This is a genomic window from Psychrobacter sp. APC 3281 (genome assembly GCF_030407815.1).
In the GTDB taxonomy this organism is placed as follows: Bacteria; Pseudomonadota; Gammaproteobacteria; order Pseudomonadales; family Moraxellaceae; genus Psychrobacter.
On sequence record NZ_JASDCS010000002.1, the window covers coordinates 17,981 to 31,233 of the forward strand.

The following is a 13,253-nucleotide window of genomic DNA, read 5'->3' on the forward strand; positions in this document are numbered from 1 at the left end:
ATAGATAAGTATGAGCATTTACTCAATGGCTTTTAGTACTTGCAGTAATTGCTGATGAATATCTTGCCACCACCAGACAAAACCAATGCTGATAAGTAACATCGTAAGCCATGGTAATAGCTGCCAGATAACGGAAGGTTTTTTAAGTGCTTCGGGTTCAATACTATTATGAACAGCTTCATGACTTAACGGTGAATTGTTAGCAGTAACGCTTTTAGCATATATGTCTGCTGTATTTGTTTCATTGTTGGCAAACACAGTATCTTGCTCAGTAGAATCAGAATTAAGATGAGGCGATTGGCCGATAGAAGTAGCGTCATACGAGCTTTGATTATCGTATTGTGCACGATATTGACCGCTATACTGACTATCATAGGGTGTGTTGTCATGAGTACTGTATGAGTAGTTGGTTTGATAAGCGTTTAACGTGGGCTGCTGCTGAATCGCTGCATTCTGTATAGCAACGGCTAGACGCTGACGGTAGCCAATGGCAAAAGCCAATGCAATCACTAGACCCGTGATTGCGCCACCGATATGACCAGCATTATCAATACCCGGTACGGCAAACCCATAGACGAGGTTGATGCCCATAATAAATATCAGGCTTTTGAGGTTAAGCACCATGCCATTGAGCGATATTTTAAACAGTGCTGCGATTAATAATGCCGCGCCAATACCCATGATACCGCCAGACGCCCCAGCTGATAGTCCAGGCTGTCCCGTACCATCCAAAATACTTTGCCATGTGACATAGCTATTGAGCAAGTTACCACCGATTGCCGCCAGCAAAAATAATGCCAAAAATTTGGCTGAGCCAAACATCGGCTCGGCAATCTGCCCAAAGAAATACATGGCAAACCCGTTAAACAATAAATGCATCAGACCAATGTGCAAAAACGCACTACTGACCAAGCGCCAAGGATCATCACCCATGGTGAAAGGTAAGGCATTGGCACCCCATTTGAGCAGCGCTTCAGTGGAGGGGTTATTGGCATCGACGCCCGTCAGTACCTGCATAATAAATAGCCCAATAAAGCTGGCTAGTAGCAGGGTAGTGACGGGCGCTGTTTTTAATAGTTGTTGAATGGTCATAAAAGCGATACATCATCAAAATGTTGTATATATAGTATAAAGGGTATGGCCAGATAATGTTATTTATCCGCAGGTCATCATGGTACAAGTTTTCATAATCTTTATGGCTGATAGCTTTTAAAACTAGATAGTTCTTAGAAATCGAAAGTTCTGAAAAACGGATAGCTTTTAAAACTAGATAGTTCTTAAAAATGAATAGCTCTAAAAACGACCAACTTTAAGATTCTCATAAGTGCCTTTTACCAAGATATCATCCGTAACTTTATTGATATCGGTATGACCGCAGAATGCCATTGAGATATCACACTCTTTATAGATAATTTCAAGCGCGCGGCGTACGCCATCTTCACCATAAGCGCCCAATCCATAGAGAAAAGCGCGACCAATCATCGTGCCTTTCGCTCCTAATGAGATGGCTTTTAGCACATCTTGACCAGAGCGAATGCCACTGTCTAACCATACCTCGATATCGCTATTCTCAGCATGGACGGCTTGTACGATGTCAGACAGCGCAGAAATAGAAGACAGCGCACCGTCTAATTGACGGCCACCATGGTTAGAGACGACCAGTGCATCGGCACCGCTACGGGCAGCCATGATGGCATCTTCAGGTTCCATGATGCCTTTGATGATGAGCTTGCCACCCCACATGTCTTTGATACGCGCCACATCATCCCAGCTCAAACGTGGATCAAACTGCTCTTCTGTCCATGAGCTCAATGATGACAAGTCTTCAACGCCTTTGGCATGACCGACGATATTGCCAAAGCTACGACGTTTGGTTCCTAGCATATTCATACACCATTGCGGCTTAGTCATTAGGTTGATGATGTTGGTAAGGGTCGGTTTAGGCGGTGCAGACAAGCCGTTTTTAATATCTTTATGGCGTTGACCCATGACCTGCAAGTCGGCAGTTAATATTAGGGCTGAACAATTGGCATCTTTGGCTCGTTGAATCAGATTGGCCATATAGTCTTGATCGCGCATGACATATAACTGAAACCAAAACGGCTTGCTGGTATGAGTGGCGATATCTTCGATAGAGCAGATGCTCATGGTCGAGAGCGAGAAGGGCACGCCAAATTTTTCGGCAGCACGCGCGGCATGAATCTCGCCATCTGCCCACATCATACCAGTGAACCCAGTTGGAGCGATAGCGACGGGCATATTGACGGACTCGCCAATCATTTGTGTCGCTAGACTGCGATTGTCCATATCGACCAATACTCGCTGGCGCAGTTTGATACGGTCAAAGTCAGTTTCATTACTGCGATAAGTGGTCTCAGTCCATGAGCCTGAATCGACATAGTCATAAAACATGCGCGGCACTTTGCGTTCGGCGACTCGGCGCAGGTCTTCAATCTCTGTTATTTTCTTTAAGCCAGGTTTTAAATCTTTCATGATTTCTCACCACTTTATCATCGTAATAGGGCCTCTTTGTTATAGGTCTAATGCTATTAAGCGAGCAGCTGCTGCAAATCCATCACCGAAAACGGATAGTTTAATCGTTTGGATGGTGTCAAAATCACAGGAATAGTGGTGGCAAATTCCATCATAAGTGCCTCATCAAAGTCTGCAATATCGACATGTTGGTAGCTAATCGGTTGTACCGCCTGAAACTGAGTAATTATTTGCTCAGCGATATCACATAAATGGCAGCCCGAGGTGCCGAGTAGCCACCATTGATTGTTATTTTCAGCGGTGTTGAGGCTGGGATTTGCTGCAATAACACGCGCTCGTAATACTTCTATATTATCATCGTGCATGGGTAGTCTCTTATCTTCATACTGATTGCAAAGCGCTGATGCTCAGTACGCGCTTATTTAAAACATAAAATACTTTAACGGTCATTACATCATAAAGAAGTGGGGTAAATAATGACAGCGATTGTGAGATTAGGTAAGATGACCTGCTATTGATCGTTATTAATGACTAATGCTCCACAGTTAATGATTGGCTATAAATAGCCCGTTTACAATCATTGATTCTTAGTTGATGTTTCATAGTCATTAATAGAGTATCTACCTTATCTTATTACTTTTTTAACCACTCGGATATCGCGCATGGCAAGTTTTGGCACATTTATCAAACGTCTGTTATTGGCAATTATGCTATTGGTTGTCGCATTCCATATATTGGTCGTTGGGCTACTATTAATTTGGAAAACACAGCCAATTAACAACAGTATGTTTATGTTGACGCATCGCCTAACGGGCGGCACAGTCACTCAGACATGGGCTGAATATGATGCAATTGCCAAATCTGCCAAGCAAGCGGCGATTGTGAGTGAAGACTCGACGTTTAGTCAGCACAGTGGTTTTGACTTTAAAGGTATCAAAGCCGCGCAAAAGAAAAATGAAGAGACAGGTAAAATGTCTGCTGGTGGCTCAACGATTACACAGCAATTGGCAAAGAACTTGTTCCTCACCTCGCATCGCTCTTATGTGCGTAAAGCGGAAGAGGCTGTCATTACTGTGATGATTGAGACGCTATGGGACAAGCAGCGCATCATGACCGCTTACCTAAATGTGGCGGAGTTTGGTAATGGTATCTATGGTATAGACGCGGCAGCGCATCATTATTTCGATAAGTCTGCGGCCAATCTAAACCGAGATGAGTCAGCGCTTCTGATTGCGATGCTTACCAATCCAAAGTACTACGAAGACAATCAAGGCGATAAGCGTTTGCGTAACAAGCAACGTATTATCAAAAAACGCATGAAAAATGCTGTATTACCGCAAGCAGCTTCGTAAATATAAAGCATGAGGGTTGGGCTAGGGCGTGTCCTCATTTTAAAAATGGTGATAAAAATGAGATAAATTGCCGTCAAACAAGGAAAATAGTGCAGATAATATCGAGATATTGACCAACTATTTGACGATGTTTGGCAAAATTTAGCTGTTTTTAACCCATTTAGAGGACACTCGTTTGAATTGAGGACACGCCCTAGATTATAGGATCGGATGTTGTAGGATCGGCTATTTCGAATAAGACTAGGACATGCCCTAGAAAAGACAGAACGATAAAAGATGATGGCGTATCGATAACGCAAAAGGAGTAGTGACGTGGTAGAGATGACTAGTAATCAGGGCAGTGGTGATGTTAACGATATGATTGACGTTAATAATGTCAACGAGGGCGCTAATGACAATATTAATAAAGACATCAATATAGATAATAGCCAGAACGACTTGGCCGAAATCGAATGGCAACGCTCAGCAGATGGCAGCTATTCACCTAGCAGTTATATCAATCGTGATTTGTCTTTACTACAGTTTCATCTGCGGGTATTAGCGCAGGCATCTAGTTCGCGTCACCCATTGCTTGAACGCTTATTTTTCTTGATTATTTTTTCGTCCAATCTCGATGAGTTTTTTGAGATTCGTGTCGCTGGCATCATGCAAAAGCTCAACATCGGTGATGTATCGACCAGTGCTCATGGCATGCGTCCTAGCGAAGTGTTAAACGAGATATCTATTATTACTCATGCCGCAATCAGTGAGCAGTATCGTATTCTCAATGAGGATATCTTACCCGCCCTTGCACTCGAAGATATCCGCTATCTCAAACGTGATGAGCTAAATGCTGAGCAGTCTGCATGGATGAAGCGCTATTTTACGGAGCAAGTCGTACCCGTATTGACGCCGATTAGTATTGATCCTGCACATCCATTTCCGCGTCTCGTAAATAAAAGCTTAAACTTTATTGCTACATTGGAAGGTAAAGACGCCTTTGGACGCGATATTAACTTGGCGATTGTGCCTGCGCCGCGCAGTCTGCCGCGTGTGATTCGTCTGCCAGATGAGCTGACTGGTGGCAAAGAGCATCATGTAATGCTATCGGCTATCATTCATGAGCATATCGGTGAGCTATTTCCTGGGATGAGTGTGACAGGCTGTCATCAATTTAGGCTGACACGTAATGCCGATTTAGATTTGGCCGATGATGTCGAAGATATTGCCAAAGCACTAGAAGGCGAGCTTGAAAACCGCCGCTTCGGTGATAAAGTACGTCTTGAGGTCACAACTGATTGCCCAACACATATCAGTGAGTATCTGCTCAATGAGTTTGAGCTGCATGACAATCAGCTATACCGTGTCAATGGCCCAGTCAACCTAACGCGTTTGCTATTTGACTTTAATATTCCTGCACTACGCTACCAGCCATTTACTCATGTCGTGCCAAAGGCATTTCGCCGAGAAATGGATAAGTCAGATAAATCGACCAGTATGTTCGCCGCCATGCGTAAAAGCGATGTGCTGGTTCATCATCCTTTTCATGCTTTCTCACCGATTATTAATTTACTTTGGCAAGCGGCCAGCGATCCTAAAGTATTGGCAATTAAACAAACGCTATATCGCTCAGGCACCAATTCAGAAATTGTCAAAGCACTTGCCGCCGCTGCTCGCAATGGTAAAGAAGTCACGGCTGTCATCGAGCTGCGCGCGCGTTTTGATGAAGCGTCTAATATCGCAGTTGCCAACTATCTACAAGAAGCAGGCGCGGTCGTGGTCTACGGTATCGTCGGTTATAAAACTCATGCCAAGCTTATGTTAATCGTACGCCGCGAGGACGACCGAATCCGCCGTTATGTGCATTTGGGCACTGGTAACTATCACGCGGCAAATGCTAAGGTCTACACAGATTATGGTCTGTTTAGCGCTGATCCTGATATCTCAGAAGACGTTCACAAGATATTCCAAGAACTGACCGGTATGGGTAAGCCTGCCAACCTCAAAAAACTGCTACATGCACCGTTTACTTTGCATGAAAAATTGATGAGCTTTATCGATGATGAAATCGCTCATGCCAAAGCGGGCAAACGTTCTCATATTATTATCAAAGCCAATGCGCTCACTGAGCGCCGCCTCATTGATAAGTTATATGATGCCTCGCAGGCAGGTGTTAAAATTGAGCTTATTTTGCGGTCTATGTGTTGTTTACGTCCACAAGTAAAAGGACTCTCCGAAAATATTACGGTACGCTCTGTTATCGGTCGGTTTTTGGAGCATACGCGTGTTTATTATTTCTATAACGATGGCGATGAGCGTCTATACTGCGGTAGTGCAGACTGGATGGATCGTAACCTGTTCCATCGCGTAGAAGTGGCGTTCCCGATTGAGAACAAGAAACTATTTAAGCAGATTTATCAGGATGGCTTAATTAACTACTTACAGGATAATACGCAAGCGTGGACACTTGATGGCACTGGCGTTTGGCAGCAGTTACAGCCAGCAGCAGGTGAGGAGCCACACGTCGCACAAGAGCATTTATTAAAAACGATTAATCGTGTCGAGGAATCTAGCTAATTCGTAACAGTACCTTTAGGCGATAATTAGCTATTCAATTATCTATCTGGCCAAGCACTGGTAAATACTGGTGCTTGGTTTTTTTGTGCTTACCAATTGCAAAAGTTACAAACTGACTTGCAACCTCACAATTATTCACATATTGATACGGCAGTACACTGGTGCATTGCCCAAGGTCATACCTATAATTAATATCAATTCTGACGCTACTTGATAAGTATTGGTTACTCATTTGGGCGTTGGTATAAGTTCAAAATGTATATCTATTTGACTGTCTAAAGCCGTCTAATCAAATCATAATAATAGGAAATAAACCATGAGTACTACTAACGATGACAATTCAGATATCAAGCAAGCTGCAGAACATGTAAATGGTCAGGAAGTTGAGAAGAACTTAGCAGAGAACAAAAAAGTCGACGCCCCTGAGTCGTTAAGTGAAGAAGAGCAAACGCCTTTTATCGACGATGATTTACGTACTGATAAGTAATCTATAACATCGAACATCGACCTAATAACCAATAATAAAGCGAGGGATACGCCATGACTATGCAAGAACCAGTAGCAACAGACACAGAAGAAAAAGTAATCGTGGATGACCCTGCTGCTAATGAGTTAGAAAACCCTAAAGATAGCTATGCAGGGCGCAAGCACAAGCCTGAAATTGATGGCCCTGAGCAAGACTCACAAGAGACTGACGAAGTTTATGCTGATCCACGTAAAGAAGAAGACCTTCCAGCTGGTGGCAAGAACGCAGCAGAACTAAGTGCTTACGACTTGAGCCAAAAAGGTAATGAGTAAAGGAGTATAGCTAACAGCGGGCTAACCAAATCGACAAAATTATAAATATAAAAAGAGGATATGATAATGCAAGCCAAAGACTCAGCAATAGACAAGACAAAGGTACTAGGATCTGATGATCATAGTGCAATTGAAAGAAATACTACCGAGAACAAAGGAACTGATACTTTTAATGAGTCTGTTGTCGACTCAGAACACGTAAATGATAATGACAATCCAGCACGCCAACCAGATCGTCGTGATCAAGAAGGTAGTACCGCATTTGATGACAATATCAATGAAGATACTGTCGGTAGTGCAGCACCAAAGAGTGAGGGTATTAATGATTTAAATCGTTATGCCAATATTGATAATGCACAAACCCGTATTTTAAATCCTGATGAAAAAGATTAGATAGGTTTAAATCTTGAAAGATATATAGCGTTTCTTGGATTAGACGAGTAATTATTATAGTAGGGAGTACCAATGAATAACTCACATAATGAAAGCGTCAATAGCGATCATAACTTAAAAGATGCAGATGATAATAATGGTATTGTCCCTGATGATGCATTACAGAAAGCAAATCCAGCCGCAGCAGAAAAAGCTACGGAAGATCATGATCCGCATAATGTCGCTAAGAGCAACAAACAGTATGATAGTCCACTGATGGAAGATAAAAAGATAGGCATTTGTACATAAACAGAAAGGCACTGTGTTTGGTAAGAGTATATAACTCGTATCAAACGTAGTGCCTTTTTTTGCTTACTATATTTTTACTTTCTACATTATATAGGTAGTAGGTTTAGGTAAGGCGTGGGTTTTAAGCAGGTGTACCACTATGAAAACGTAGCTCAGCATCTGGGCTACTTATTAATTCAGCCTCTACTTCTTTAAAGAAAGCGACACGCTCGTCTATATTCTCATCCGACAATGATTGAGCGAGTGCAAGATAATCTTCGAAATGACGGCTCTCTGACTTGAGCAGATAACGATAATACTTCGCTAAGCGTTCATCATTAATGACTTCGGCCAACGCTGCAAAACGCTCACAAGAGCGCGCCTCAATAAATGCGCCAATTATTAATACATCAACCATCGCTGCTGGCTCGTAGGTGCGCTTGTGCTTCAACATACCCTTAGCATAGCGTCCAGCACTTAGATATTTCCATTCCTGCCCGCGCTCATTCATGATACCCAGTACTTGCTCGTAGTGCAGCATCTCTTCACGTATCAGCTGTGCAAGTTTACGCTGCAAGTCATACGAGAACTCATAACGAAATATCAAATTCATCGCAGTGCCAGCGGCCTTTTTTTCGCAGTTAGCATGATCTTGAATGATCATAGGTAGGTTTTCAATCGCGGCATCTACCCAAGCTTGCGTGGTTCGAGCGCCCAAAAAGTTATAGACAGGAGATAAGTCTACCTTTATAGGAGTGCGCAGATGCATAATATCGATACTGTCTTCTTCAGGCAGCTCTTTTTCGATTAGATCTGCTTCAGCACTATTATTTACAGTTTGAGAGATGTTTTCTTCGATAGATTTTTTCTCGACACTATCGTTATCTATCGTATTTGCTGTTGGTTGTAATGTTGCGAGGTCTTGTTGATTGATAGTCATAGTCTAAGGAAGCTTTATTTATGAATGGTGATATGAGTAATTATATCGTTAGTTTGACCTAGATACGATGCTAAATAACTGACAGTCATTAATAGGTGTTTATTAATAGATAACGGTTAAGCATAATTAAAGGTATCAATGATTACTTACTGTTTATATTAACGTTGCTGCACCTATTTCCCAGATGATGATTATAGCTCCTAGAGTAGGCCACTTATGCATTATCATTATTAAACAGCCTAAGTATTTACTTAGTGAATGGTGTTTCCTTGTTAATTTTATTATTTGATAGTAGGATGAGATTTTGCTCTTTAAGCATTTCATCTTACTTTTATAATTCACTCTTAGTAAAGAGTAAGTCTAATATTAATAGGTTGCCTTTTACTAGAACATGAATTTGTAGATATATCTTCTCAGAAAAATTAGAGAATCAAAGATTCCACAACGAATGAGATATGAACGTTTAAAACCTCACAAGATTAAAAACTCTTAAACAGTTACTGTCACAACTCAGTATTAGTACCCCTCACGAACAGATAAGGATAACAATATGAGCCAGTCTTCTAACACCAGTCGTATTCAAAAAGGCAGTCTTGCCATCGATCAGCAGTTATATGACTTTATTGAAAACGAAGTATTACCGAAAGTCGGTGTGGATTCAGACGATTATTGGTCAGGTTTCGAAAAGGTTATTAAAGAGTTTACCCCGCGCAATAAAGCACTATTAGAAACTCGTGACAAGATTCAAGCGCAGATTGACCAATGGCACTTAGATAATCCTGCAAAAGATGGCGAAATCGACTATCCAGCTTATAAGACATTCCTACAAGAGATTGGTTATTTGCTACCTGAAGGCGAAGCATTTACGGTTGATACCAAAAACGTCGATGACGAAATCGCGCACATCGCAGGGCCGCAGCTAGTCGTACCAGTTCGTAATGCTCGTTATGCGCTTAATGCGACCAACGCACGATGGGGTAGTTTATACGATGCTTTGTATGGCACCGATGTTATCAGCAGTGATAATGGCCAAGAAGCGGGTGGTAGCTATAATCCTACTCGCGGCGCTGCTGTTGTCGCTTACGCTAAAGCGTTCTTAGATGAGCACTTCACACTAGCATCAGGTTCTTACAATGATGTGACTGGCTTTAAAGTAGTCGATGACAAGCTTGAAGTCGTACAAGGTGATAGCAGTACCGAGCTAAAAGATACGGCTAAGTTTGTTGGCTTTGTCGGTGACGCTGAAGCTCCTACAGGTGTACTATTAAAGAACAACGGCTTGCATGCTGAGATTCAAATCGATAGTAATCATCCAGTGGGTAAAGACGATCCAGCAAACATCAAGGACGTACTGCTTGAGTCGGCTATGACAGCCATTCAGGATTGTGAAGACTCAGTCGCTGCGGTAGATGCAGAAGAAAAAGTCGAAGTCTATCGTAACTGGCTTGGCTTAATGAATAGCGACCTACAAGAAACCTTTGAAAAAGGTGGCAAGACGCGTACACGTAAGCAAAACCCAGATCGTGAATATAACACACCAGATGGTGGCAAGCTGATCTTACCAGGTCGTTCGCTATTGTTGATTCGTAACGTCGGTCACTTAATGCAGAACCCTGCCATCTTAGTCGATTTGGGCGAGGGCCAAGAGCAGATATTTGAAGGCTTAATGGATGGTTTAATCACGCCACTATTATCACTTAATGATATCAAAGGTAAAAACGAGCTATCAAACTCGCGTCAAGGCTCAATGTATATCGTGAAGCCAAAAATGCATGGTCCTGAAGAAGTCAAGATGGCCAATGACTTATTTAATGCGTCAGAAGACCTATTAGGTCTAGAGCGCAATACGCTCAAAATCGGCATCATGGATGAAGAGCGCCGTATGACGGTCAACTTAAAAGAAGCAATCCGCCAAGCCAAAGAGCGCGTTATCTTTATTAACACAGGTTTCTTAGACCGTACTGGTGATGAGATGCATACCAGCATGAATGCAGGTCCATTTGTACCAAAAGGCGAGATGAAATCGCAAGCATGGCAGCCTGCTTATGAGCAGTGGAACGTTGATATCGGCCTAGAGACAGGCCTACAAGGTCGTGCGCAAATTGGTAAAGGTATGTGGGCCAAGCCTGATGAAATGAAAGAGATGATGGATACTAAGGCTGCTCATCCTAAGTCTGGTGCTAGCACTGCATGGGTACCATCACCAACGGGCGCTACCTTGCATAGCATACACTATCATCAAGTAAGCGTAGCCGATGTACAGGACGCGCTAAAATCACGCGAGCGCGCTAGCTTGGATGACATCCTGACCATTCCATTGGCGAAAAATACCGACTGGACTGACGAAGAAAAGCAGCAAGAGCTTGAAAACAATGCTCAAGGTATTTTGGGTTATGTCGTACGCTGGGTAAATCAAGGCGTTGGTTGCTCCAAGGTACCTGACATCAACGATGTCGGTCTCATGGAAGATCGTGCTACTTTGCGTATCTCAAGCCAACATATTGCCAACTGGTTGCATCATGGTGTGGTTAGTGAGCAGCAAGTGATGGATACAATGAAACGCATGGCCAAGGTCGTCGATGAGCAGAATGCAGGCGATGATGACTATCAATCAATGGCAGATAGCTTCGATAGCTCTTACGCATTCAAAGCAGCCTGCGATTTAGTCTTCAAAGGACGTGCACAGCCTAGCGGTTATACTGAACCATTATTGCACCAAGCACGTTTGGATCTTAAAGCAAACGCTTAGAACAATAGACTAAATATGACAGGCATTTGAGCATACTTGATGAGCAAGTATGCCAGTCAGTCTTGCTCATTTGTAACTGATAAATTTGCTCAAATAGATTATTAACTTCTTAATTAGCGCTATTTATTTTTTAGTAAATAGCGCTTTATTTTGGACTATTATTCGAGGTTTATTATAAAAATTTAAGAATATTAGTAATCATATTAACCAATATTATTCGTATCTAATTGAGTAAGCGGAAGTTTTTTAACAATCGTTCAAATAAAATAAAGCATCTGTTATTCGATAACGCATGTATCGAAAAGACAAAAAAATATGTTGCAAATTATGTCAAAGTTGTTATGCTTGTACTCGAAGTATGAGTTTGGTAACGGATGTTACGCAATGGAAGGATAAAAACTAAAGATTACATGGCAGTTACTTTTTTAATCCCAGTTATGTAAATCATGGTTTTTTTCATCTTACTGTAATAGAACTTCGCCACACTTGTTTCTGACTAATCTCGGTAGCCAGTTACACATTATATCTTTGAGGATTTGTGACGATACCATTATGGGCGCCAGCTAATAATAGCTTGCTCATTACTACAATTGTAAAGTGGAGATACCCCATGAAAAAACTACTTTTAGCTACAGCAATCGCAGCCCTATCTGTATCTGCAGCCAATGCAGCACCAACTCTATACGGTAAAGCTTTCTTAGCGGCTGACTATGAAAATGCTGAATTTGATGGCCCTGCTGGCAACATGTATGACGAAGATACAGTACAGATTAACTCTCATGCTTCACGTATCGGCCTTAAAGGTTCTGAAGCCATGACTGCTAACACTGATGTTATCTATCGTTTAGAGTACGGTACAAGCATCGATGGTGATAACGCTACTTTCAGTAACCGTGATACGTATCTTGGTGTTGTAAACAAGCAGTTCGGTGAGTTCCGCGTTGGTAAAAACCAATCAAGCCTAGCTCGTATTGACAACGTTGTTGTTAACCAAGGTTACTGGGATAACCTAGGCCAAACTCAAAATGAAAGTGAAGTTGTTAGTGCTTTGAACATGGCGGATAGTAACCGTATCAACAGTTCAGTTATTTGGACTGCACCAAAATACAACGGCCTACCATTACAACTGTCTGCAATGTATAGCTCTGATGATGCAAACGGTAATGACAACGCAGGCTTCGGTGTAGCTATGTTGTTTGACCAAGGTACTGGCTTCACTGCTGGTATTGCTTACGATAAAGACCAAAACATTGATGGTGATATCATCCGTGGTACAGCGACTGTTGATCTAGGTAAATACATGGCCGCTCCTGTCACTCTAGGTGCGCTATACCAAGTAGGTGATTACGATTACGGTACTAAAGATGAAAAAGGTCTAGTTGTTAGCGCTCAGATGGGTCTAAATAACTTTGCTTATCCAGCAGCTGTATATGCCCAGTACAACAAAACTGACAACTTAGATGGTCTTGATAATGCTGATTCAGACCAAATCGTTGTTGGTGGTAAATACATGTATAAAGACAACATCATTGCTCATGCCTATGCTGGCGTAAACAATGCTGATAACGTTCCATACATGGATACCAGAGGTGATGCAGACGTAGTCGTAGTTGGTACTGGTCTAGAATACTTATTCTAGTAACAACTAGAATTTGATTTTAAAAAAACTCATCCTTCGGGGTGAGTTTTTTGTTGTGTAGCGTTT

The 13,253-nt window shown here is 42.1% G+C and carries 12 protein-coding genes; 8 read left to right on the forward strand and 4 right to left on the reverse strand.

Annotation, left to right across the window (positions count from 1 at the left end; genetic code table 11):
- Positions 1 to 18: 18 nt before the first annotated feature.
- From QL886_RS02035 to QL886_RS02045, 3 genes are all read right to left on the reverse strand, one after another.
- The gene (locus QL886_RS02035) at positions 19 to 1,092 is read right to left on the reverse strand and encodes a rhomboid family intramembrane serine protease (protein WP_290177483.1); all 1,074 of its coding nucleotides are present in this window, start codon (positions 1,090 to 1,092) and stop codon (positions 19 to 21) included.
- Positions 1,093 to 1,293: 201 nt separating this feature from the next.
- The gene (locus QL886_RS02040; protein ID WP_290177484.1) at positions 1,294 to 2,493 is read right to left on the reverse strand and encodes an alpha-hydroxy acid oxidase; all 1,200 of its coding nucleotides are present in this window, start codon (positions 2,491 to 2,493) and stop codon (positions 1,294 to 1,296) included.
- 56 nt (positions 2,494 to 2,549) lie between these two features.
- Positions 2,550 to 2,858, reverse strand: coding sequence for a glutaredoxin family protein (locus QL886_RS02045; RefSeq protein WP_290177485.1), 309 nt, complete (start codon positions 2,856 to 2,858; stop codon positions 2,550 to 2,552).
- 297 nt (positions 2,859 to 3,155) lie between these two features.
- Here QL886_RS02045 and mtgA point away from each other — a divergent pair, with 297 nt between their 5' ends.
- From mtgA to QL886_RS02075, 6 genes are all read left to right on the forward strand, one after another.
- Positions 3,156 to 3,845 (forward strand): monofunctional biosynthetic peptidoglycan transglycosylase, encoded by a 690-nt coding sequence (mtgA, locus tag QL886_RS02050; protein ID WP_102093061.1) that lies wholly within the window; start codon positions 3,156 to 3,158, stop codon positions 3,843 to 3,845.
- A gap of 357 nt (positions 3,846 to 4,202) precedes the next feature.
- Positions 4,203 to 6,401, forward strand: a complete 2,199-nt coding sequence (ppk1, locus tag QL886_RS02055) for a polyphosphate kinase 1 (protein WP_290177535.1) — start codon at positions 4,203 to 4,205, stop codon at positions 6,399 to 6,401.
- Positions 6,402 to 6,717: 316 nt separating this feature from the next.
- Entirely contained in the window at positions 6,718 to 6,888 is a 171-nt protein-coding gene (locus tag QL886_RS02060) for a hypothetical protein (RefSeq protein ID WP_290177486.1), read from the forward strand.
- Positions 6,889 to 6,941: 53 nt separating this feature from the next.
- Positions 6,942 to 7,199 carry a hypothetical protein gene (locus QL886_RS02065; RefSeq protein ID WP_290165714.1) on the forward strand — a complete coding sequence of 86 codons (258 nt, stop codon included), beginning with the start codon at positions 6,942 to 6,944 and terminating at the stop codon, positions 7,197 to 7,199.
- Positions 7,200 to 7,265: 66 nt separating this feature from the next.
- A complete protein-coding gene (locus tag QL886_RS02070; protein WP_290177487.1) occupies positions 7,266 to 7,592 on the forward strand; it encodes a hypothetical protein in 327 nt (108 codons plus the stop codon).
- 72 nt (positions 7,593 to 7,664) lie between these two features.
- Entirely contained in the window at positions 7,665 to 7,880 is a 216-nt protein-coding gene (locus QL886_RS02075) for a hypothetical protein (RefSeq protein WP_290177488.1), read from the forward strand.
- Positions 7,881 to 8,001: 121 nt separating this feature from the next.
- Here the strand turns inward: QL886_RS02075 and QL886_RS02080 are convergent, their stop codons facing one another.
- Entirely contained in the window at positions 8,002 to 8,628 is a 627-nt protein-coding gene (locus QL886_RS02080) for a tRNA-(ms[2]io[6]A)-hydroxylase (RefSeq protein WP_290177536.1), read from the reverse strand.
- 721 nt (positions 8,629 to 9,349) lie between these two features.
- Here QL886_RS02080 and QL886_RS02085 point away from each other — a divergent pair.
- Positions 9,350 to 11,548 (forward strand): malate synthase G, encoded by a 2,199-nt coding sequence (locus QL886_RS02085; RefSeq protein WP_290177489.1) that lies wholly within the window; start codon positions 9,350 to 9,352, stop codon positions 11,546 to 11,548.
- Positions 11,549 to 12,158: 610 nt separating this feature from the next.
- A complete protein-coding gene (locus tag QL886_RS02090) occupies positions 12,159 to 13,187 on the forward strand; it encodes a porin (protein ID WP_191114060.1) in 1,029 nt (342 codons plus the stop codon).
- Positions 13,188 to 13,253: the final 66 nt, after the last annotated feature.